This window comes from Hymenobacter sp. B81 (genome assembly GCF_044628455.1).
Classification (GTDB): Bacteria; Bacteroidota; Bacteroidia; order Cytophagales; family Hymenobacteraceae; genus Solirubrum.
Genome location: NZ_JBIYZW010000003.1, coordinates 57935 through 76877 on the forward strand (window position 1 = coordinate 57935; position 18943 = coordinate 76877).

The window sequence follows — 18943 nt, forward strand, 5'->3', positions numbered from 1 at the left end:
GTTGCTTTCCCAAGCTGACATCATGAACCAGAAAATTCGCATCAAACTGAAGTCCTACGATCATAACCTCGTCGACAAGTCGTCGGAGAAGATCGTAAAGGCGGTGAAAGCAACCGGTGCCATCGTAAGCGGCCCGATTCCTTTGCCCACTGAGAAAGACAAGTTCACCGTTCTCCGTTCGCCCCACGTGAACAAGAAGGCCCGTGAGCAGTTCCAACTCTGCACCTACAAGCGCCTCGTGGACATCTACTCGACTTCGTCGAAGACGGTAGACGCCCTGATGAAGCTGGAACTGCCCAGCGGCGTTGACGTAGAAATCAAAGTCTGAGGCTAGCTTAGCCCGATAGCAAAACACCCCGCTGGTTTTCCAGCGGGGTGTTTTTGTTTACAACCATTAGCCGAAAAGCGGACTCATGAGGCCGAGCCGGTTGGATCGGCGTACAACCGCTGGTCCGGCGGGCTGGCACGAAATAAGTAACTTGCGTTTCGTCTCACCCGTGCAGCCTGGGCTTCACGCTTTATGTCTTTGCTTATTTTCACTGCTTCTTCCGTTCCGCCCTGGTGGTCTGTTGAGCGCGTGCAACTGGCCGCGAGCATCAGCTGCGGCCTCATCATCACGGGGCTGTTCACCGTTCCGTTTTTCCGCGCGCTGTCCAGCATTGGCTTGGCGGCGCTGGCGCTGACGGGCATTGGGTACGCGGTGGTTTACCGGCAAATAGGTCAGCAGCAGAAGTGGCCGGTATACGCCGCCCTGGCTCTGGTATTTGCCTTGCACCTGCTCACGGGGCTGAACACCGAAGCCGCGCACGCCAAGCTGTTCTGGACCGACGTTGTACTGCAGCTGCCGTTTCTGCTGCTGCCCCTGGCTTTCTGGTTGTTGCCGCCGCTGCCCACTGCTCACCTGCGCCGACTTTACGGCCTGCTGCTGGCGCTTACCGTCTGCTCGGCGCTGGGCAGCACGGGCTATTACCTGTTGCACGCCCGGGAAATCAACGAGCTGTACACGCATTCGCAGGTAATGCCCACCGTGCCCGACCACATTCGGTTCAGCTTGCTGGTGGCACTTTCGATAGTGGTGGGGGCCGTGTTGCTGGAGCAGGGCTGCCTGGCGGGTCGGGCGCGGCAGTTGGTGCTGGTGGCTACGGCTTTTCTGGTCGGGTACCTGCACTTGCTGGCCGTGCGCAGCGGGCTGATGGCGTTCTACGCCCTGGCCAGCGTGGGCCTGCTGGTAGTGTTGCGGCGGCGCGACTGGCCGCGCGTACTGCGCCTGGGCCTGTTGCTGATTATGCTGCCGGTGCTGAGCTACTGGCTGCTGCCCACCTTCTACAACAAGTACCACAATACCCGCGAGGATGCCGGTAAGGTGGAGCACACGCGCTCGGCCAACAACTATTCCCTGGTAGGGCGGGTCTACTCTTATCAGGCAGCGCTGCACATCGTGCGCGACCATCCCCTGATTGGGGTGGGCAAGGCCGATATGGAAGCAGAAATGGCCGCCCGCTACCGTCGGTATTTTCCGCAGATCGGCGCCGAATCCTACATCAAGCCCCACAACCAGTTTCTGTACTACCTGGCTGCTTTCGGGGGGGTGGGGCTACTGGCCTGGCTGCTGTGCTTTTACTTTCCGCTGTGGTGGGTGCGCTGCCAGCCGGCTCCGTTGCTGCGGGCCCAGTACCTTATCGTTACCCTCTCGTTCTTGGTTGAGCCCACGTTGGAAACTCAGACGGGCATCACCTTCGGCTTGTTCTTCCTACTGCTGCCCTTGAGCAGCCTGCCGCCCCAGACCGCGGCCACGAACGGACCCGGCGGCGCCTGGCGCCCGGTTTAAAGGCCAGTGGGGCGGCTCCACAAATTATTGACCATTTCCGCGTTCGGCGCCGGCAGGGCCCATTGCCAACTGCGCCGGCCCACCACCGAACGTGCTGACTGCTAGCCGCAAGTCAGCCCCCGGCTCCTGGAAATTATTTCAGAAGCGGTTGCAATTTTGTCTTTACAATTGCCTAGCTTTGCACTCCCTTTCCGAAAACGCCATTCGGGCGTTTTCTACTGTGTCTTTTTCCCAAACCCCATTCGAATGCCTGGCATTATCGGTAAGAAAATCGGTATGACAAGCCTCTTCACTCCGGACGGCAAGAACGTGCCCTGCACGCTCATCCAAGCTGGTCCGTGCGTAGTGACGCAGGTGAAAACGCTCGAGAACGACGGCTACACGGCCGTTCAACTCGGGTACGGCGACAAGAAGCCCAAGAACACCAACAAACCGTTGGCAGGGCACTTCGCTAAGGCGGGCGTTACCCCCCGCAAGAAACTCGTGGAATTCCGCACCGACGACGTGGCTTCGTACACGCTCGGCGCCGAAGTGAATGCCGAGTACTTCGTTGAAGGCGACTTCGTCGACGTGGTTGGTACTTCCAAAGGCAAGGGCTTCCAGGGCGTTGTAAAGCGCCACAACTTCGCCGGTGTAGGCGGTCAGACCCACGGCCAGCACAATCGCGGCCGTCACCCCGGTTCGATCGGTGCCTGCTCCTGGCCCTCGCGCGTGTTCAAAGGCATGCGTATGGCTGGCCGCATGGGCGGCGACCGGGTGAAGGTGCAGAACCTGAAGGTGATGCGCGTGATGCTCGAGCACAACCTCATCCTGGTGAGCGGCTCGGTGCCCGGTGCTAAAAACGGTTACGTGATTCTGGAGAAATAGGCGCGATGGAACTCTCTGTATTGACGATCAAAGGTGAGGACACCGGCCGCAAGGTGACGCTGTCTGACGCCATCTTCGGGCTGGAGCCGAACGAGCACGCCATGTACCTCGACGTGAAGCTGTACTTGGCTAACCAGCGCCAGGGCACGCACAAATCGAAGGAACGTGCTGAGGTAGCCCGCACGACCAAGAAACTGAAGAAGCAGAAAGGCACCGGCGGTGCCCGTGCTGGTTCGATGAAGTCGCCGGTGTTCATCGGCGGTGGCCGCGTATTCGGTCCCAAGCCGCGCGACTACGGTTTCAAGGTGAACAAGAAAACCAAGCAGCTGGCCCGTCTGTCGGCCCTGTCGGTACTGGCCCGCGAAAACCGCTTGGCGCTGGTGGAGAACTTCAGCATCGAAACTCCCCGCACCAAAGACTTCCTCAACATCCTGAGCGGTCTGAAGCTGAACAACGGCAAGAAGACCCTGCTGGTAACCGGCGAAGTAAACAAGAACGTGGTGCTGTCGGCCCGCAACATTCAGAAGGTGAAAGTGGCTACGCCCGTTGCCCTGAACACGCACGACCTGCTGAACACGGACACCCTGCTGCTGTCGGAAGACGGCCTGCAGGCGCTCAACCAACTTTACACGGCCGCTGAGTAATGAGCACGATCAAGAAGCCCATCGTGACCGAGAAGGCCACGGCGCTGAACGAGAAAGGCCAGTACGCCTTCTCGGTAGAGCGTACCGCCAACAAGGTTCAGATCAAGAAAGAAATCGAGCAGCTGTACGGCGTGACGGTGGTGAGCATCAACACCATCCGCACCAACGGCAAGCTCAAGTCGAAGTTCACGAAGACGGGTGCTGTGATTGGCCGCCGTCCGCATGGCAAAAAAGCCATCGTGACCGTGAAGGAAGGCGACGTAATCGACTTCTACAGCGGCATCTAAGCAGCACCATCGTTTCGTGCGGGGACGCCCCCCGCAAGAGCATTTCAGCTAAGCAATGGCACTCAAAAAACTAAGACCAACATCACCGGGTCAGCGCTTCCGCATCGCCCCGGCCTTCGACGAGATTACCACGTCGACGCCGGAGAAGTCGCTGTTGGCACCCCTCAAAAAATCCGGTGGCCGGAATGATTCCGGAAAAATGACCAACCGCTACATCGGCGGTGGTCACAAGCAGAAGTACCGCGTAATCGACTTCAAGCGCAGCAAGCACGATGTGCCGGCTACCGTCAAGTCGATCGAGTACGACCCCAACCGCACGGCCCGCATTGCCCTGCTCAGCTACGCTGACGGCGAGAAGGCCTACATCATCGCTCCGGCTGGTCTGACGGTGGGCGCTACGGTAGTAGCTGGTCCCTCGGCTTCCCCGGAAGTGGGCAACGCCCTGCTGCTGCGCAACATGCCGCTGGGTACCATTGTCCACAACATCGAGCTGCAGCCCGGTGCTGGTGCGGTAATGGCCCGCTCGGCTGGCACCTACGCCCAGCTGGTGGCCCGCGAAGACAAGTACGCGACGCTGAAACTGCCCTCGGGCGAGATGCGCATGGTACTGGTTACCTGCATGGCCACGGTTGGCACGGTATCGAACGGCGACCACATGAACGTACGTCTCGGCAAAGCCGGCCGTAACCGTTGGTTGGGTGTTCGTCCGCGCGTACGTGGTGTGGCAATGAACCCGGTTGATCACCCGATGGGTGGTGGTGAAGGCCGCTCGAGCGGTGGTCACCCGCGCAGCCGCAAGGGTCTGCTTGCCAAGGGCGCCAAAACCCGCAACAAGAACAAGTACTCTGAGCAACTCATCGTTTCGCGTAAAGGCAAGAAGTAATGGCACGTTCGCTTAAAAAAGGCCCGTACATCGACTTCCGCCTGGAGCGGAAGGTGCAGGTGATGGAGGAGTCCAACAAGAAATCGGTGGTAAAGACCTGGTCGCGCCGCTCGATGATTTCGCCGGACTTCGTAGGGCATACCTTCGCCGTACACAACGGCAATAAATTTATCCCGGTGTACGTGACCGAAAACATGGTCGGTCACAAGCTCGGTGAGTTCGCGCCCACGCGCAACTTCCGCGGCCACGTCGCCAAAAAAGACAAAGGCAAGCGCTAAGACATGGAAGCAGTAGCCAAACTCCGTAATGTTCCGACCTCGCCGCGCAAAATGCGCCTCGTGGCCGGCCTCGTACGCGGCAAAAGCGTTACCCGTGCCTTGGGCTTGTTGAAGTTTGAGGCTAATTCGGGCGCCGAGCGCATCGAGAAACTGCTCCTGTCGGCCCTGGCCAACTGGCAGCAGAAGAACGAGGACGAGCGCATTGAAGACGCCAACCTCTACATCAAAGAGATTTTCGTGGATGAAGGCCGTCAGCTGAAGCGTCTGCGCCCCGCCCCCCAGGGCCGTGGCCACCGCATCCGCAAGCGCAGCAACCACGTCACGCTGATCATTGATTCGAAGGTGGAAGCCATTGGCAGCCGCCAGGGTCTGAAGGACGCCGCCGCCAAGCAGGAAACTGCGCCCGCCGCTGCCGTTGCTCCGGCTGCCGAAGAGGCTCCGAAGAAGACGACGCGTCGCTCGACCAAGAAAGCTGATACCCAAACCGCGGCCGACGCCACCGAATAAGTATTATGGGACAGAAAGTTAATCCGGTAGGTTTCCGCCTCGGCATCATCAAGGGTTGGGATTCGAACTGGTACGGCGGCAAAGACTTTGCTGACAAACTGGTCGAAGACGAAAAAATCCGCAAATACATCCTGGCGCGCATCCCCAAGGGCGGCATCTCGAAGATCATCATCGAGCGTACCCTCAAGCGCATCACCATCACCATCAACACCGCCCGTCCGGGCGTGGTAATCGGTAAGGGTGGTCAGGAAGTTGATAAGATCAAGGACGAACTCAAGAAGCTCACGAGCAAGGACGTTCAGATCAACATCTTCGAAATCAAGCGTCCGGAACTCGACGCCAAGCTGGTCGGCGAAAGCATCGCCCAGCAGCTGCAGGCGCGTATCTCGTTCCGTCGCGCCATGAAGCAAGCCATTCAGGCCGCCCTGCGGGTAGGTGCTGAAGGCATCAAGGTGCAGTGCGGCGGCCGCCTCGGCGGTGCTGAAATTGCCCGTTCGGAACAATACAAGGAAGGCCGCACCCCGCTGCACACCCTCCGCGCTGATATTGACTACGCCCTCTCGGAAGCCCAGACGGTGTATGGCAAAATCGGCATCAAGGTGTGGATCATGCGCGGTGAGGTATTCGGCAAGCCCGACTTGTCGCCCAACCAGCTGCTGACCCAGCAGCAGGGCCAGGGTGGCAACGACCGGGGCCCGCGCGGCGAGCGTGGTGACCGCGGCGAGCGGGGCGACCGTGGTGGCCGTGGCGGCGACCGGGGCCCGCGTGGTGGTGGTGACCGTGGCCCGCGTGGCGCCGGTGACAGCCGCGGCGGCTTTGGTGGCGGTGCCGGTGGCAACCGTGGCGGCCAGGGTGCCGGTGGCAACCGTGGTGGCAACCCGGGTGGTGGCGGCGCTGGCCGTGGCCCCCGTCGTTAGTCCTTCTCTTCCACTTCTTTTTCGAGACTAAGACATGTTACAACCGAAAAGAACCAAGTATCGGAAGATGCAGAAGGGCCGCGTACACGGCCTGGCCTACCGCGGTAGCTCCATCGACTTCGGTTCGTTTGCTATCAAATCCCTGGAGCAGGCCTGGATTACGGCCCGCCAGATTGAAGCAGCCCGTATTGCCATGACCCGCGCCATGAAGCGTGAAGGTCAGGTTTGGATCCGCATTTTCCCGGACAAGCCCATCACCAAGAAGCCCGCTGAGGTGCGTATGGGTAAGGGCAAAGGCTCGCCCGAGTACTGGGTAGCCGTAGTGAAGCCCGGCACCATCCTGTTTGAATCGGACGGTGTTTCGTTGGAACTGGCTCAGGAGTCGCTGCGTTTGGCAGCCCAGAAACTGCCGGTTCGCACCCAATTTGTGGTACGTCGCGACTACGTTGAGGCCAAGTAAAGATGAAGAACGCTGAAGTCCGTGCCCTTTCGCTCGAGGAGCTGAAAGAGCAAATTAAAAAGGAGCAGACGAACGGCCAGACCCTGCGGTTTGCCCACGCCATCTCGCCCCTGGAAAACCCGACCCGCATCAAGCACGGTCGGCGCAACATCGCCCGCTTGCTCACCGAGCTGAAGCGCCGCGAGCAGGAGCAAAACTCGTAGTAGCCGCTGATAAGTAAGCAATGGAAAACAACGCAGAACAGCAGGGCGTCGCTACGGAAGAGCGTAACCTGCGCAAAGAGCGCGTCGGCCGCGTAACCAGCAACAAGATGGATAAGACCATCGTGGTGGTGGTTGAAAGCAAAATGAAGCACCCGATTTACGGCAAATTCGTGTCGAAGTCGACCAAGTTCACCGCTCACGACGAAAACAACGAGTGCGGCGAAGGCGATACGGTGCGCATCATGGAAACCCGCCCGCTGAGCAAGCGCAAGCGGTGGCGTTTGGTTGAAATCGTAGAGCGAGCCAAGTAAGATGATCCAGCAAGAATCCCGTCTGACGGTAGCCGACAACAGCGGCGCCAAAGAAGTGCTCTGCATCCGTGTCCTCGGCGGCACCGGTAAAAAGTACGCTTCGGTAGGCGACAAAATTGTCGTAGCTATCAAGTCGGCCATCCCCTCGGGCAATGCCAAGAAGGGTGCCGTATCGAAAGCTGTGGTAGTTCGCACGAAAAAGGAAGTACGCCGCAAAGACGGTTCGTACATTCGCTTCGACGACAACGCCGCCGTGCTGCTCAACAACAACGACGAGCCGCGTGGCACGCGCATCTTCGGGCCGGTGGCCCGCGAACTGCGCGAGAAGCAGTTCATGAAAATCGTGTCGCTGGCTCCTGAAGTTCTCTAAGCAATGGCAACGAAACCCAAAGCAGCGCCCGTGAAGTTGCACGTGAAAACCGGCGACAACGTCCTGGTTATTGCCGGTGACGAGCGTGGCAAGACCGGCGTTATCAAGTCGGTAAACCGTACCACCCAGCGCGTAATCGTGGAGGGCCTCAACCTGGTGACCAAGCACAACAAACCCAGTGCGAAGGCTCCCCAGGGCGGCATCACCAAGATCGAAGCTCCGATCCACGTGAGCAACGTCAAGCTGGTTGATTCTAAGAAAGCCTAATCAGGCCCCAAGACAATGGCTCGACTCAAAGACATATACAACAAGGAGATTCGCCAGCAGCTGCAGGAGAAGTTCCAGTTCAAGAGCACCATGCAGGTGCCGCGCATTACCAAGATCTGCATCAACCGCGGCATTGGTAAGGCGGTAGCCGACAAGAAGCTGGTAGACAACGGCGTGGACGAGCTGACCATCATCACCGGTCAGAAAGCCGTGCCGACCATTGCCAAGCGTTCGGTGTCGAACTTCAAGCTGCGCGAAGGCATGCCCATCGGCGCCCGCGTAACGCTGCGCGGCGAGCAGATGTACGAATTTCTCGACCGTCTGCTGACCGTTGCCCTGCCCCGCGTACGCGACTTCAAAGGCATCAGCGACAAAGGCTTCGACGGCCGCGGCAACTACACCCTCGGTGTTAAGGAGCAAATCATTTTCCCGGAAATCTCGATCGACAAGATCAAGGAAATCTCCGGTATGGACATCACCTTCGTGACGACGGCTGAAAACGACGAGCAGAGCTACGAGCTGCTGCGCGCTTTCGGGATGCCGTTTGCCAACGCCAAGAAATAAGCTGAACAATGGCTAAGGAATCTGTAAAAGCAAGAGAGCGGAAGCGCGAGGCGCTGGTTATCCGGTTCGCCGAAAAGCGCAAGGCTCTGAAAGCGGCCGGTGACTACGAAGGTCTCGACAAGCTGCCCCGTAACGCCTCGCCCGTGCGCCTGCACAACCGCTGCAAGCTGACCGGCCGTCCGCGTGGCTACATGCGCAAGTTTGGCATCAGCCGTGTAACGTTCCGCGAAATGGCTTCGGCCGGCAAAATTCCCGGCGTAACCAAAGCCAGCTGGTAGTCCGCTACCGCTAGCAACGCTCAGCAAAACTGCTCAGCTGAAACTCTCCCGGGAGTTTGGGCTGAGCAGTTTTCTTGTTGAGGTGTTCGGACTAAGCTGCCGGCGAACTTTTTACCAATTAAGCACTTACGTCTATTGTTTTTCTCTCAGGCGGCTGCTTATCTTTGCACCCCTGAATGCTCTAGGGCCGTGGGGGACGCCCCACATCATTTGGCAGGTTGCCACAAGAAACCATTGGCTGCAGCGGCGACGCTGTGCAGGTCAAGTAGTCTTAACCGAGGATTTCGCTGTCATAGGTAGACTAACTTATGGCTGCGAAATTTTCTTACCTTTGCGGTTCCCTAAACGCGGGTGCCTTTTTAACATCCAAATGAACACAGATCCGATTGCCGATTACCTTACCCGGGTGCGCAATGCCATCAAAGCAAGCCACCGGGTAGTGGAGATTCCGGCCAGCAACCTCAAAAAGGAAATCACGAAGGTGCTCTACGAGAAAGGGTACATTCAGAGCTACCGTTTTGATGACTCATCGGTACAGGGCACGATCAAAATCGCGCTGAAGTACCACCCGGTCACCAAGAAGCCCGCCATCCAGAAGCTGGAGCGCATCAGCACGCCCGGTCTGCGGACGTACGCCCACGTGGAGAACCTGCCGCGCGTACTGAGCGGCTTGGGTATTGCAATTCTGTCGACCTCGAAAGGGGTGATGACGGAGAAGGAAGCCAAAACCCAGAACGTGGGCGGCGAGGTGCTGTGCTACGTGTACTAAGCGAGAGAGAAGAGAAGATATGTCCCGCATTGGTAAACTGCCGATCAGCCTGCCCACGGGCGTGCAGCTGACCGTCGGCAACGACAACGAAGTAACGGTGAAGGGCCCCAAAGGGGAACTGAAAACCACCGTAGACCGCGACATCACGGTGCGCACCGAAGATGGCAACATCCTGGTGGAGCGCCCCACTGAGCAGAAGCGTCACAAGGCCATGCACGGCCTGTACCGCTCGCTGATCAGTAATATGGTAAACGGCGTGAGCAACGGCTTCACCGAGCAGCTCGAGCTGGTTGGTGTAGGTTACAAGGCCACGGCTGCCGGCACCACGCTGGAGCTGGCCCTGGGCTACTCGCACAACATCTTCCTGGCTCTGCCCAAGGAAGTAACCGCAACGGCTGTGACCGAGAAGGGTAAGAACCCCATCATCACGCTGACCAGCATCGACAAGCAGTTGATCGGTCAGGTAGCCGCCAAAATTCGCTCGCTGCGCAAAGTTGAGCCTTACAAAGGCAAAGGTGTGCGTTTCGTGGGTGAGCAGATTCGTCGCAAGGCTGGTAAGACCGCCTCGAAATAACCGAGCACAATGGCTGTAACTAAAGCAGAGAGAAGACTTCGGATCCGGCGCCACATTCGTAGCAAGGTGGCCGGCACGTCCGAGCGCCCCCGCCTGTCGGTATTCCGCAGCAACACGGGCATCTACGCGCAGATTATCGACGACACCGCCGGCCGCACCATCGTGGCTGCTTCGTCGAAGCACGTAACCGCCGGCGAGACGCCGGTAGCTACGGCAGCTGCCGTGGGCAAGGAGCTGGCCTCCCGCGCCCAAGAGAAAGGTATCACGCAGGTAGTATTTGACCGTTCGGGTTACCTCTACCACGGCCGCGTGAAGTCATTGGCAGAAGGTGCCCGCGAAGGCGGCCTCAAATTCTAAGCTATGCGCGAGCAAAATAAACCCACGGTGAAGGCGGCTGAGTCGGATCTGAAGGAGAAAGTAGTTGCCATCAACCGCGTAGCGAAGGTGGTAAAAGGTGGTCGGCGCTTCAGCTTCTCGGCCATCGTAGTAGTAGGTGACGGCAACGGCACCGTAGGCCACGGCCTCGGCAAAGCCAACGAAGTAACCGACGCCATTGCCAAGGCAATCGACGACGCCAAGAAGAACCTGGTGAAGGTGCCGATGTACAAGCACACGGTGCCCCACAAAATGGAAGGCAAGTACTCGGGCGGCTTCGTCCTGGTACAGCCGGCCGCGGCGGGTACCGGCGTAATTGCCGGTGGTGCCATGCGTGCCGTGTTCGAAAGCGCCGGTATCAAGGACGTACTGGCTAAGTCGAAAGGCTCGTCGAACCCCCACAACGTGGTGAAGGCTACCTTCGACGCCCTGAATAAAATGCGCGACCCGATGCAAGTTGCCCAGCAACGCGGCATCAGCCTCGACAAAGTGTTTAACGGCTAAGCGACGATGGCACGGATCCAAATTAAGCAAGTGCGCAGCGTGATTGACCGCCCCGAGCGGCAGAAGCGCACGATGAAGGCCCTGGGCCTGACGAAAATCGGCGCCGTCCGCGAGGTGGAAAACACCGCGGCCGTAGCCGGCATGGTAGCCAAAGTTGGCCACCTGATTGAAGTAACCGCCCTGTAGACGACCTTTCGATCATGAATCTCAGCAATCTTAAGCCCGCTGAAGGCTCGGTACGCAACAACAAGCGTCTGGGTCGTGGTGAGGGCTCGACGCGCGGCGGTACCTCGACGCGTGGTCACAAAGGCGCCAAGTCGCGTTCGGGTTACTCCAAGAAGTCCGGCTTCGAAGGTGGCCAGATGCCCCTGCAGCGTCGCATTCCCAAGTTCGGCTTCAAGAACATCAACCGCGTCGAGTACAAAGCCATCAACCTCGATGTGCTGCAAGCTCTGAACGAGAAAGGCCAGACGGCCCTGATGGACTCGGAGTACTTCGTATCCAACGGTCTGGCGTCGAAAAACGCCAAGATCAAAGTTCTGGGCCGCGGCGAAGTTACCGCCGCCCTGGAAGTACACGCTCACGCTTTCTCCAAGTCGGCTATCGAAGCCATTGAGAAAGCCGGTGGCAAAGCAGTGACGCTGTAAGTCCGTTCGGCATGAACAAGTTTTTCACAACGGTTAAGAACATCTTTGAGATTCCGGACCTTCGGGCCCGGATTCTCAATACCTTGTTTTTCATTGCCATTTACCGGCTTGGTTCTTACGTTGTGCTGCCGGGCGTCGATCCGAGCCGTCTGGATTCGGAGTCGGGGGGAGTCTTTGGTTTGCTGGACACGCTGCTTGGCGGCGCGTTCAGCAACGCCTCCATTTTCGCCCTGGGCATCATGCCGTACATCTCGGCTTCCATCGTGCTGCAGCTGCTCACGATAGCCGTGCCGTATTTCCAGAAGCTCCAGAAGGAAGGCGAATCGGGCCGCAAGAAAATCAATCAGTACACCCGCCTGCTCACGATTCCCATCGTGCTGGCGCAGTCGGTGGGCTTTATTGCGACCATCAATCAGAACGCCATTGTTGACTCCGGGACTTTCTTTACGGTTTCGACGATGATCATTCTCACCGCCGGCACCCTGTTCTGCATGTGGCTGGGCGAGAAGATTACCGATAAAGGCATCGGCAACGGCATTTCCATGCTGATCATGATCGGTATCGTATCGCGCTTTCCCGGTGCTATCCTCGGTGAGGCGGCAGCCAAGGGTATGCGCGGCTCCCTGATTTTCCTGATTGAGTTGGCGGTGCTGTTCTTCGTGGTGATGGGCGTTATCATCCTCACCCAGGCCGTGCGCCGCATTCCGGTGCAGTACGCCAAGCAGGTGGGCGGCGTCAGCCAGCTGAACGCCCAGCGGCAGTTCATTCCGCTGAAGGTCAACGCAGCCGGCGTAATGCCGATCATCTTCGCCCAGTCGCTGATGTTCGTGCCCGCCATAGCGGCCTCGGCCTGGAGCCAGGAAAGCGAAACGGCTACCTACATCGGGCAGAAGTTCTCGGACTACACCTCGTGGCAGTACAACGTGGTTTTCGCCACGCTGATCATTCTCTTTACTTACTTCTACACGGCCATCAGCGTCAACCCCAAGCAAATTGCGGATGACCTGAAGCGCAGTGGCGGTTTTGTGCCGGGTGTAAAGCCGGGCGAAGCTACCTCGGAGTACATCGATGAGGTACTGACGCACATCACGCTGCCGGGAGCCATTGCCTTGGCCCTGATTGCAATTTTTCCGGCCATTGCGTTGTTGTTTGGCATCACTCGTCCGTTTTCCGCTTTCTACGGCGGCACATCGCTCATCATTATGGTAGGCGTGGTACTCGATACCATGAACCAGATTGAAAGCTACCTGCTCATGCGTCACTACGACGGCATGATGAAAACGGGCAAGCTGAAAGGTCGCGCGCAAAATATCGCGCTGGCTTCCTAAGCATGATACTGTACAAAACCGAAGAAGAAATCGACCTCATCCGAGCCAGCGCGCAAGTGCTGGCTCAGGCGCACGGAGAAGTTGCGGGCATGATTCGGGAAGGAATTACGACGCGTGAGCTGGACCGCCGCGCCGAGGAATTCATCCGGGACCATGGCGCGCAACCTTCTTTTAAGGGGTACAACGGCTTCCCGTTCAGCTTGTGCATCTCGCCCAACGAGGTGGTGGTGCACGGCTTTCCGGGCGACTACGTCCTCAAAAGCGGCGACGTCATTTCGGTAGACTGCGGCGTAAAGCTCAACGGCTACCACAGCGACAGCGCCTACACTTACCCGGTAGGGGAAGTGAAACCCGAAGTGACGGCTCTGCTGGAAGCCACCAAGGCGTCGTTGTACGCCGGCATCGAGCAAGCCGTAGCCGGTAACCGCATGGGCGACCTGGCCTTCGCTATCCAAGATTACGTGGAGAAGCGCGGCTATTCGGTGGTGCGGGAACTGGTGGGGCACGGCATCGGCAAAAGCCTGCACGAGCGGCCCGAGGTTCCGAACTACGGCAAGCGTGGCTCGGGGCTGAAGCTGCAAAGTGGACTGGTGCTGGCCATCGAGCCAATGGTAAACCTGGGCACCAAAGGGGTGTTTCAGGAAAAGGACGGCTGGACCATCCGCACCAAGGATCGGCAGCCCTCGGCGCACTTCGAGCACACCGTCGTAATCCGACAAAACAAGGCGGAGATTCTCACCTCCTTTGCTTACATAGAAAAAGCTTTACAGCAGCAACCGCAGCCATATGGCCAAACAGTCGTCGATTGAGCAGGACGGAACCATCTTGGAAGCCCTTTCGAACGCCATGTTCCGCGTGGAGTTAGAGAACGGGCACCAGTTAATTGCGCACATCTCCGGAAAGATGCGCATGCACTACATCAAGATTCTGCCTGGCGACAAAGTAAAGCTCGAAATGTCGCCCTACGACTTGTCGAAGGGCCGAATCGTGTACCGTTACAAATAACCCCGCGACATGAAAGTCAAAGCATCGGTCAAGAAGCGCAGCGCCGACTGCAAAGTGATTCGTCGTAAAGGCAAACTTTACGTGATCAACAAAAAGAACCCGCGTTACAAGCAGCGTCAGGGTTAAGCCACACTAGCAGCACAAGAACATGGCACGTATTGCAGGGGTAGACATCCCGGACAAAAAGCGCGGCGAAATCGCCCTCACGTACATCTTCGGCATCGGCCGTTCGGCCTCGCAGGCCATCCTCACCAAAGCAGGCGTTGACCTGAACAAAAAGGTGAGCGACTGGACGGAAGCCGAAGCTGGTGAAATCCGTAGCATCATTGCCGCGGAGTACAAGACGGAAGGCGTTCTGCGCTCGGAAGTACAGCTCAACATCAAGCGTCTGATGGACATCGGTTGCTACCGTGGCCTCCGTCACCGCAAAGGGCTGCCGGTTCGGGGTCAGCGTACGAAGAACAACACGCGCACCCGCAAAGGCAAACGGAAAACCGTTGCCAACAAGAAGAAGGCTACCAAATAAGCACTAGCGGGAATCGGTGCCCGGCCTTCCCTAATCCACGGGCACCAACACCTCTCGCCTTTTCTGCGATAACCAAATGGCACAAAAGAGAAAAGACAAAGCCAAGAAGCGCGTCGTCCAGGTGGAAGCCACCGGTCAGGTGCACATCAAGGCTTCGTTCAACAACATCATCATCTCGGTTACGAACAACAACGGCCAGGTGATTTCGTGGGCTTCGGCCGGCAAAATGGGCTTCCGTGGCTCGAAGAAGAACACCCCGTACGCTGCCCAAACGGCGGCCAACGACTGCGGCAAGGTTGCTTACGACCTGGGCATGCGCAAAGTCGAGGTGTTCGTGAAAGGCCCGGGCGCTGGCCGTGAATCGGCTATCCGCACGTTCCAGAACATGGGCATGGAGGTAACGACTATCCGCGACGTGACGCCGCTGCCGCACAACGGCTGCCGTCCGCCCAAACGTCGCCGCGTCTGAGTAACGGCAGACGCGTGGCTACGCTCGCCCCGTGAGGGAGCCAGCGCGCTGGCCAGGCAGTTCACTTTTCTTTCCAGAAAAATCACCTCTCTGAAATGGCACGTTATACCGGCCCAAAAACCAAGATTGCCCGTCGCTTCGGGGAAGCCATCTTCGGCCCGAGCAAGGCACTCACCAAGAAAGCATACCCTCCGGGCCAGCACGGCCGCGGCCGCCGCAAGAAGCAGTCGGAATACGCCGTGCAGCTGATGGAGAAGCAAAAAGTTAAGTACCTCTACGGGGTGCTGGAAAAGCAGTTCGCTAACCTCTTCGACAAAGCCGCTGGCAAGCCGGGCATCACCGGCGAAAACCTGCTGGCCTTCCTGGAGCAGCGCCTCGACAACGTGGTGTACCGTTTGGGCATCGCCCCGACGCGCCGCGCCGCTCGTCAGCTGGTGTCGCACAAGCACATCACCGTGGACGGCGAGGTGGTAAACATTCCCTCGTTCCACGTGAAGCCGGGTGCCATCGTGGCGGTTCGCGAAAAGTCGAAGTCGCTGGAAGCCATTACCACCAGCCTCTCGGTGCGCAACGCCCGGGCTTTCGGCTGGCTGGAGTGGGACGGCAAAGAGCTGGCCGGCAAGGTCATCTCGGTGCCGCAGCGCGACCAGATCCCCGAGAAGATCGAGGAGCAGCTGATCGTCGAACTGTACTCGAAGTAAGCCTGACAGTGAGCCGGTTGCTGCCCGAGAGCTTTCTTGGGCAGGGCCGGCTCCTGCATTGCCTGCTTCTTCCATTCAACATCCCTTACATCCGCATCTATGTCAATTCTCGCTTTTCAAATGCCGGAGAAGGTCGTGATGGAGAAATCCGACGACTTCTACGGAACGTTTGAGTTCAAACCGCTGGAGAAGGGTTACGGCGTGACGATCGGCAACGCGCTGCGGCGCATCCTGCTCTCGTCGCTCGAGGGCTACGCCATCACGTCGGTACGCACCAACAGCGTACTGCACGAGTTCCAGACCATCGAGGGTGTGATTGAAGATATGTCGGAAATCATCCTGAACCTGAAGCAAGTGAGGTTCAAGAAGGTCAACGACGTTATCGAAGACAAAATCACGGTGCGCATCAGCGGCCAGGATACCTTCGCGGCCGGCGACATCAACAAGTTCACCAACGGCTTCGAGGTGCTCAACCCCGAGCTGATCATCTGCCACGTGGACCCCAGCGTAACCTCGCTGGAGTTTGAGTTTACGGTGCAGAAGGGCCGCGGCTACGTGCCCGCCGAGGAGAACAAGCCCAACGACCAGATCTTCGGTCAGATTGCCATCGATGCCATCTTCACGCCCATCAAGAACGTGAAGTACTCTGTGGAAAACACCCGCGTGGAGCAGCGCACCGACTACGAGCGTCTGCTGCTCGAAATCCAGACCGACGGCTCCATCCACCCCGAGGACGCGCTGAAAGGCGCCGCCAACATCCTCATCCAGCATTTCATGCTGTTCTCCGACAACACGATGACCTTCGAGACTTCCAAGCCGGAAGAAGAGGAGAGCGTGGACGAGGAAACGCTGCACATGCGCAAGGTGCTCAAGACGCCGCTGCAGGACATGGACCTCTCGGTGCGTGCCTACAACTGCCTCAAGGCCGCCGACATCAAGACCCTGGGCGACCTGGTACAGCTGGACCTGGCCGACATGATGAAGTTCCGCAACTTCGGCAAGAAGTCCTTGACCGAGCTGGAAAACCTGGTGGAGGAAAAAGGCCTGCACTTCGGCATGGACGTGGCGAAATTCCGCCTCGAAGAAGACTAGCATTCAATGGTTGGATGACTGAATGACTGATTAATCAGCCGGCATTCAATCATCCAATCATTCTTTCATTCAACCCTTTTCATTCCGGGGTGCCCTCGGGGCGGCGGTTCAAATGAGGCTTCGGCCCGCCGTGGTCGTCGTCCGCAAGCACTCCACTAACTTTTCTTGACCAATGCGTCACGGTAAAAAAGACAACCACCTGGGCCGGACCACCGCCCACCGCCACGCGATGCTGTCGAACATGGCTTCGTCGCTGATCCTGCACAAGCGCATCACCACCACGGTGGCCAAAGCCAAGGAGCTGCGCAAGTACGTCGAGCCCATCCTGACCCGCTCGAAAGACGACACGACCCACTCGCGCCGCATGGTGTTTGCCCTGCTGCAGAACAAGGAGTCGCTGAAGGAGCTCTACGGCGACGTAGCGGCCAAAGTGGCCAACCGCCCCGGTGGCTACACCCGCATCATCAAGCTGAGCGCCGGCCGTGCCGGTGACAACGCCGACATGTGCGTGATGGAGCTGGTGGACTACAACGAAACCCTGCTCGAAGCCAAAACCGCTGGTGCCGCCAAAACGACCACCCGTCGTTCGCGCCGCAGCGGCAGCAAGAAGGCCGAAGGTGCTGCTCCGGTAGCCGCCTCGACCGAAGCTGCTACTACCAACGTGGACGCTCCGGCCGACACCCCCAAGGAGACGCTGAAAGAAGGCGAAACCCGCGAGGAAAAAAGCGAAGAAGCTGCTTCGTAAATGAGCGGTCTGCCCAGACACTGAGCACAAGGGGACGAATCCTGCGGGGTTCGTCCCCTTGTCTTTTTAGGCCGTTCGCAGCCGCTTGCGTTTCTTTGCCACACCGGGTGGCCCAAGCCCGGCTCCCCACTGGCCCCAAGTCACCGGCGGCTGCCCCAAGCCGCTGCAACCCTTCTCACTTTTCATCTTTTCTGACATGAGCATTATCGCTGCCATCAACGCCCGCCAGATTTTCGACTCGCGCGGCAATCCCACCGTGGAAGTAGACGTGACCACCGACAACGGCGTGGTAGGCCGCGCCGCCGTGCCCTCGGGTGCGTCTACCGGCAAGCACGAGGCTGTGGAGCTGCGCGACGACGACAAGAACAAGTACATGGGCAAGGGTGTGCTGACGGCAGTCGACAACGTGAACAGCAAGATTGCCGAGGAGCTGGTGGGCTTCTCGGTGTTCGAGCAAAGCCTGCTCGACCGCATCATGATTGAGTCGGACGGCACGCCGAACAAGGCCAACCTGGGCGCCAACGCCATTCTGGGCGTGTCGCTGGCCATTGCCCGCGCCGCGGCGCAGGAAGCCGGTATGCCGCTGTACCGCTACGTGGGCGGGGTAAATGCCTCCACGCTGCCGGTACCGATGATGAACATCCTCAACGGCGGCTCGCACGCCGACAACAGCATCGACTTCCAGGAGTTCATGATCATGCCGGTAGGGGCGGAGTCCTTCTCGGAAGCCATGCGCTGGGGCTCGGAGATTTTCCACCACCTCAAAAGCGTGCTCAAGAAGAAAGGCCTGAGCACCAACGTGGGCGACGAAGGCGGCTTTGCGCCTAACATCGAGTCGAACGAGGCCGCCATTGAAGTGGTGCTGCAGGCCATTGAGGCCGCGGGCTACAAGCCCGGCGACGACGTGATGATTGCCCTCGACGCGGCGGCTTCGGAGTTCTACTCCGACGGCCACTACCACTTCAAGAAAAGCTCGGGCGACAAGCTCACTTCGAGCGAAATGGCCACCTACTGGGCCGACTGGACCAAGAAATATCCCATCATCAGCATCGAGGACGGGCTGGACGAGGACGACTGGGCCGGCTGGAAGCAGCTCACCGACGCGGTGGGCAACCAGGTGCAGCTGGTGGGCGACGACTTGTTCGTGACCAACGTGAAGCGCATTCAGGAAGGCATCGACAAGGGCGTGGCCAACGCCATTCTCATCAAGGTCAACCAGATTGGTTCGCTCACCGAAACCATCGACGCCATCAACCTGGGCCGCCGCCACCAGTACAAGAGCGTAATGAGCCACCGCTCGGGCGAAACCGAGGACAGCACCATCGCCGACCTGGCCGTGGCGCTGAACACGGGCCAGATCAAGACTGGCTCGATGTCGCGCTCCGACCGCATGGCCAAGTACAACCAGCTGCTGCGCATCGAGCAGGAGCTGGGCGAAATTGCCTACTACCCTGGCCGCAAGATGTAGTGCTCGGTTATGGGTTGTTGGTTATCGGTGATTAGGCTGTTCTGTAGCAGACAAGGCACCAACAACCAACAACCAG

General features: G+C 58.7%; 31 protein-coding genes and 1 pseudogene. All 32 read left to right on the forward strand.

The window, feature by feature from the left end; translation table 11 throughout:
- Nucleotides 1-22 precede the first annotated feature (22 nt).
- The 32 genes and pseudogenes from rpsJ to eno all read left to right on the forward strand — a co-directional run bounded on the left by rpsJ (nt 23) and on the right by eno (nt 18867).
- On the forward strand, nt 23-328 hold the full coding sequence (rpsJ, locus tag ACE191_RS17145; protein ID WP_106930172.1) for a 30S ribosomal protein S10: 306 nt from the start codon (nt 23-25) through the stop codon (nt 326-328).
- Nucleotides 329-520: 192 nt separating this feature from the next.
- A complete protein-coding gene (locus ACE191_RS17150; RefSeq protein WP_400193466.1) occupies nt 521-1828 on the forward strand; it encodes an O-antigen ligase family protein in 1308 nt (435 codons plus the stop codon).
- Between the two features lie 246 nt (nt 1829-2074).
- Complete coding sequence (gene rplC / locus ACE191_RS17155; protein ID WP_400193467.1) at nt 2075-2695, forward strand: 50S ribosomal protein L3; 621 nt, start codon at nt 2075-2077, stop codon at nt 2693-2695.
- 5 nt (nt 2696-2700) lie between these two features.
- Nucleotides 2701-3339, forward strand: coding sequence for a 50S ribosomal protein L4 (rplD, locus tag ACE191_RS17160; protein WP_400193468.1), 639 nt, complete (start codon nt 2701-2703; stop codon nt 3337-3339).
- A complete protein-coding gene (gene rplW, locus ACE191_RS17165; protein WP_400193469.1) occupies nt 3339-3626 on the forward strand; it encodes a 50S ribosomal protein L23 in 288 nt (95 codons plus the stop codon). Before rplD ends, rplW begins: the two co-directional genes overlap by 1 nt.
- A 55-nt stretch (nt 3627-3681) precedes the next feature.
- Nucleotides 3682-4509 carry a 50S ribosomal protein L2 gene (gene rplB / locus ACE191_RS17170; protein WP_400193470.1) on the forward strand — a complete coding sequence of 276 codons (828 nt, stop codon included), beginning with the start codon at nt 3682-3684 and terminating at the stop codon, nt 4507-4509.
- A complete protein-coding gene (rpsS, locus tag ACE191_RS17175) occupies nt 4509-4787 on the forward strand; it encodes a 30S ribosomal protein S19 (RefSeq protein WP_078013193.1) in 279 nt (92 codons plus the stop codon). The genes rplB and rpsS overlap by 1 nt, the downstream gene beginning before the upstream one ends.
- Before the next feature lie 3 nt (nt 4788-4790).
- A complete protein-coding gene (rplV, locus tag ACE191_RS17180) occupies nt 4791-5294 on the forward strand; it encodes a 50S ribosomal protein L22 (protein WP_400193471.1) in 504 nt (167 codons plus the stop codon).
- A gap of 5 nt (nt 5295-5299) precedes the next feature.
- Entirely contained in the window at nt 5300-6211 is a 912-nt protein-coding gene (gene rpsC / locus ACE191_RS17185; RefSeq protein WP_400193472.1) for a 30S ribosomal protein S3, read from the forward strand.
- A gap of 34 nt (nt 6212-6245) precedes the next feature.
- Nucleotides 6246-6671 carry a 50S ribosomal protein L16 gene (rplP, locus tag ACE191_RS17190; protein ID WP_151078208.1) on the forward strand — a complete coding sequence of 142 codons (426 nt, stop codon included), beginning with the start codon at nt 6246-6248 and terminating at the stop codon, nt 6669-6671.
- A 2-nt stretch (nt 6672-6673) separates the two neighbouring features.
- Nucleotides 6674-6874 carry a 50S ribosomal protein L29 gene (gene rpmC, locus ACE191_RS17195; RefSeq protein WP_400193473.1) on the forward strand — a complete coding sequence of 67 codons (201 nt, stop codon included), beginning with the start codon at nt 6674-6676 and terminating at the stop codon, nt 6872-6874.
- A gap of 20 nt (nt 6875-6894) precedes the next feature.
- Nucleotides 6895-7185: a 30S ribosomal protein S17 gene (gene rpsQ, locus ACE191_RS17200; protein WP_400193474.1), complete on the forward strand. Its 291-nt coding sequence runs from the start codon at nt 6895-6897 to the stop codon at nt 7183-7185.
- A gap of 1 nt (nt 7186) precedes the next feature.
- Nucleotides 7187-7555, forward strand: coding sequence for a 50S ribosomal protein L14 (gene rplN / locus ACE191_RS17205; protein WP_110976717.1), 369 nt, complete (start codon nt 7187-7189; stop codon nt 7553-7555).
- A 3-nt stretch (nt 7556-7558) separates the two neighbouring features.
- Nucleotides 7559-7813 (forward strand): annotated as a pseudogene (gene rplX, locus ACE191_RS17210) (50S ribosomal protein L24); the annotation flags it as partial.
- Nucleotides 7814-7837: 24 nt separating this feature from the next.
- Entirely contained in the window at nt 7838-8386 is a 549-nt protein-coding gene (gene rplE / locus ACE191_RS17215) for a 50S ribosomal protein L5 (protein WP_151078204.1), read from the forward strand.
- An 8-nt stretch (nt 8387-8394) separates the two neighbouring features.
- A complete protein-coding gene (gene rpsN / locus ACE191_RS17220; RefSeq protein WP_400193475.1) occupies nt 8395-8664 on the forward strand; it encodes a 30S ribosomal protein S14 in 270 nt (89 codons plus the stop codon).
- Nucleotides 8665-9034: 370 nt separating this feature from the next.
- Nucleotides 9035-9433 carry a 30S ribosomal protein S8 gene (rpsH, locus tag ACE191_RS17225; protein ID WP_400193476.1) on the forward strand — a complete coding sequence of 133 codons (399 nt, stop codon included), beginning with the start codon at nt 9035-9037 and terminating at the stop codon, nt 9431-9433.
- Nucleotides 9434-9452: 19 nt separating this feature from the next.
- On the forward strand, nt 9453-10007 hold the full coding sequence (gene rplF / locus ACE191_RS17230; protein ID WP_400193477.1) for a 50S ribosomal protein L6: 555 nt from the start codon (nt 9453-9455) through the stop codon (nt 10005-10007).
- 9 nt (nt 10008-10016) lie between these two features.
- The gene (rplR, locus tag ACE191_RS17235; RefSeq protein ID WP_400193478.1) at nt 10017-10364 is read left to right on the forward strand and encodes a 50S ribosomal protein L18; all 348 of its coding nucleotides are present in this window, start codon (nt 10017-10019) and stop codon (nt 10362-10364) included.
- Between the two features lie 3 nt (nt 10365-10367).
- Complete coding sequence (gene rpsE / locus ACE191_RS17240; protein WP_400193479.1) at nt 10368-10886, forward strand: 30S ribosomal protein S5; 519 nt, start codon at nt 10368-10370, stop codon at nt 10884-10886.
- Nucleotides 10887-10892: 6 nt separating this feature from the next.
- Nucleotides 10893-11072, forward strand: a complete 180-nt coding sequence (gene rpmD, locus ACE191_RS17245; RefSeq protein WP_400193480.1) for a 50S ribosomal protein L30 — start codon at nt 10893-10895, stop codon at nt 11070-11072.
- A gap of 14 nt (nt 11073-11086) precedes the next feature.
- Entirely contained in the window at nt 11087-11533 is a 447-nt protein-coding gene (rplO, locus tag ACE191_RS17250; RefSeq protein WP_400193481.1) for a 50S ribosomal protein L15, read from the forward strand.
- 11 nt (nt 11534-11544) lie between these two features.
- On the forward strand, nt 11545-12861 hold the full coding sequence (gene secY, locus ACE191_RS17255; RefSeq protein ID WP_400193482.1) for a preprotein translocase subunit SecY: 1317 nt from the start codon (nt 11545-11547) through the stop codon (nt 12859-12861).
- A 2-nt stretch (nt 12862-12863) separates the two neighbouring features.
- Complete coding sequence (map, locus tag ACE191_RS17260; RefSeq protein ID WP_400193483.1) at nt 12864-13670, forward strand: type I methionyl aminopeptidase; 807 nt, start codon at nt 12864-12866, stop codon at nt 13668-13670.
- Nucleotides 13648-13866 carry a translation initiation factor IF-1 gene (infA, locus tag ACE191_RS17265; protein WP_078013177.1) on the forward strand — a complete coding sequence of 73 codons (219 nt, stop codon included), beginning with the start codon at nt 13648-13650 and terminating at the stop codon, nt 13864-13866. Before map ends, infA begins: the two co-directional genes overlap by 23 nt.
- Nucleotides 13867-13875: 9 nt before the next feature.
- Nucleotides 13876-13992, forward strand: a complete 117-nt coding sequence (gene ykgO / locus ACE191_RS17270; protein WP_034256541.1) for a type B 50S ribosomal protein L36 — start codon at nt 13876-13878, stop codon at nt 13990-13992.
- Nucleotides 13993-14014: 22 nt separating this feature from the next.
- Nucleotides 14015-14392, forward strand: coding sequence for a 30S ribosomal protein S13 (rpsM, locus tag ACE191_RS17275; protein WP_400193484.1), 378 nt, complete (start codon nt 14015-14017; stop codon nt 14390-14392).
- Between the two features lie 76 nt (nt 14393-14468).
- A complete protein-coding gene (gene rpsK, locus ACE191_RS17280; RefSeq protein WP_151078193.1) occupies nt 14469-14861 on the forward strand; it encodes a 30S ribosomal protein S11 in 393 nt (130 codons plus the stop codon).
- 95 nt (nt 14862-14956) lie between these two features.
- Nucleotides 14957-15562 (forward strand): 30S ribosomal protein S4, encoded by a 606-nt coding sequence (gene rpsD / locus ACE191_RS17285; RefSeq protein ID WP_151078192.1) that lies wholly within the window; start codon nt 14957-14959, stop codon nt 15560-15562.
- A gap of 99 nt (nt 15563-15661) precedes the next feature.
- Nucleotides 15662-16654 carry a DNA-directed RNA polymerase subunit alpha gene (locus ACE191_RS17290; RefSeq protein ID WP_400193485.1) on the forward strand — a complete coding sequence of 331 codons (993 nt, stop codon included), beginning with the start codon at nt 15662-15664 and terminating at the stop codon, nt 16652-16654.
- A gap of 172 nt (nt 16655-16826) precedes the next feature.
- The gene (gene rplQ, locus ACE191_RS17295; RefSeq protein WP_400193486.1) at nt 16827-17399 is read left to right on the forward strand and encodes a 50S ribosomal protein L17; all 573 of its coding nucleotides are present in this window, start codon (nt 16827-16829) and stop codon (nt 17397-17399) included.
- Between the two features lie 196 nt (nt 17400-17595).
- Complete coding sequence (eno, locus tag ACE191_RS17300) at nt 17596-18867, forward strand: phosphopyruvate hydratase (protein WP_400193487.1); 1272 nt, start codon at nt 17596-17598, stop codon at nt 18865-18867.
- The last annotated feature ends 76 nt before the right edge of the window (nt 18868-18943 follow it).

Excerpts from the sequence above, each read along its gene's own strand:
- rplV (WP_400193471.1), top strand. The coding sequence starts at position 4,791 with ATGGAAGCAGTAGCCAAACTCCGTAATGTTCCGACCTCGCCGCGCAAA.
- secY (WP_400193482.1), top strand. The coding sequence starts at position 11,545 with ATGAACAAGTTTTTCACAACGGTTAAGAACATCTTTGAGATTCCGGAC.
- rpsE (WP_400193479.1), top strand. The coding sequence starts at position 10,368 with ATGCGCGAGCAAAATAAACCCACGGTGAAGGCGGCTGAGTCGGATCTG.
- rplD (WP_400193468.1), top strand. The coding sequence starts at position 2,701 with ATGGAACTCTCTGTATTGACGATCAAAGGTGAGGACACCGGCCGCAAG.
- eno (WP_400193487.1), top strand. The coding sequence starts at position 17,596 with ATGAGCATTATCGCTGCCATCAACGCCCGCCAGATTTTCGACTCGCGC.
- rplW (WP_400193469.1), top strand. The coding sequence starts at position 3,339 with ATGAGCACGATCAAGAAGCCCATCGTGACCGAGAAGGCCACGGCGCTG.
- ACE191_RS17150 (WP_400193466.1), top strand. The coding sequence starts at position 521 with ATGTCTTTGCTTATTTTCACTGCTTCTTCCGTTCCGCCCTGGTGGTCT.
- rpsK (WP_151078193.1), top strand. The coding sequence starts at position 14,469 with ATGGCACAAAAGAGAAAAGACAAAGCCAAGAAGCGCGTCGTCCAGGTG.
- rpsN (WP_400193475.1), top strand. The coding sequence starts at position 8,395 with ATGGCTAAGGAATCTGTAAAAGCAAGAGAGCGGAAGCGCGAGGCGCTG.
- rpsH (WP_400193476.1), top strand. The coding sequence starts at position 9,035 with ATGAACACAGATCCGATTGCCGATTACCTTACCCGGGTGCGCAATGCC.
- rpsJ (WP_106930172.1), top strand. The coding sequence starts at position 23 with ATGAACCAGAAAATTCGCATCAAACTGAAGTCCTACGATCATAACCTC.
- rplB (WP_400193470.1), top strand. The coding sequence starts at position 3,682 with ATGGCACTCAAAAAACTAAGACCAACATCACCGGGTCAGCGCTTCCGC.
- rpsS (WP_078013193.1), top strand. The coding sequence starts at position 4,509 with ATGGCACGTTCGCTTAAAAAAGGCCCGTACATCGACTTCCGCCTGGAG.
- map (WP_400193483.1), top strand. The coding sequence starts at position 12,864 with ATGATACTGTACAAAACCGAAGAAGAAATCGACCTCATCCGAGCCAGC.
- ykgO (WP_034256541.1), top strand. The coding sequence starts at position 13,876 with ATGAAAGTCAAAGCATCGGTCAAGAAGCGCAGCGCCGACTGCAAAGTG.
- rpmD (WP_400193480.1), top strand. The coding sequence starts at position 10,893 with ATGGCACGGATCCAAATTAAGCAAGTGCGCAGCGTGATTGACCGCCCC.
- rplR (WP_400193478.1), top strand. The coding sequence starts at position 10,017 with ATGGCTGTAACTAAAGCAGAGAGAAGACTTCGGATCCGGCGCCACATT.
- rplO (WP_400193481.1), top strand. The coding sequence starts at position 11,087 with ATGAATCTCAGCAATCTTAAGCCCGCTGAAGGCTCGGTACGCAACAAC.
- rpsM (WP_400193484.1), top strand. The coding sequence starts at position 14,015 with ATGGCACGTATTGCAGGGGTAGACATCCCGGACAAAAAGCGCGGCGAA.
- rpsC (WP_400193472.1), top strand. The coding sequence starts at position 5,300 with ATGGGACAGAAAGTTAATCCGGTAGGTTTCCGCCTCGGCATCATCAAG.
- rpsD (WP_151078192.1), top strand. The coding sequence starts at position 14,957 with ATGGCACGTTATACCGGCCCAAAAACCAAGATTGCCCGTCGCTTCGGG.
- rplF (WP_400193477.1), top strand. The coding sequence starts at position 9,453 with ATGTCCCGCATTGGTAAACTGCCGATCAGCCTGCCCACGGGCGTGCAG.
- infA (WP_078013177.1), top strand. The coding sequence starts at position 13,648 with ATGGCCAAACAGTCGTCGATTGAGCAGGACGGAACCATCTTGGAAGCC.
- rpmC (WP_400193473.1), top strand. The coding sequence starts at position 6,674 with ATGAAGAACGCTGAAGTCCGTGCCCTTTCGCTCGAGGAGCTGAAAGAG.
- ACE191_RS17290 (WP_400193485.1), top strand. The coding sequence starts at position 15,662 with ATGTCAATTCTCGCTTTTCAAATGCCGGAGAAGGTCGTGATGGAGAAA.
- rplC (WP_400193467.1), top strand. The coding sequence starts at position 2,075 with ATGCCTGGCATTATCGGTAAGAAAATCGGTATGACAAGCCTCTTCACT.
- rplE (WP_151078204.1), top strand. The coding sequence starts at position 7,838 with ATGGCTCGACTCAAAGACATATACAACAAGGAGATTCGCCAGCAGCTG.
- rplP (WP_151078208.1), top strand. The coding sequence starts at position 6,246 with ATGTTACAACCGAAAAGAACCAAGTATCGGAAGATGCAGAAGGGCCGC.
- rpsQ (WP_400193474.1), top strand. The coding sequence starts at position 6,895 with ATGGAAAACAACGCAGAACAGCAGGGCGTCGCTACGGAAGAGCGTAAC.
- rplQ (WP_400193486.1), top strand. The coding sequence starts at position 16,827 with ATGCGTCACGGTAAAAAAGACAACCACCTGGGCCGGACCACCGCCCAC.
- rplN (WP_110976717.1), top strand. The coding sequence starts at position 7,187 with ATGATCCAGCAAGAATCCCGTCTGACGGTAGCCGACAACAGCGGCGCC.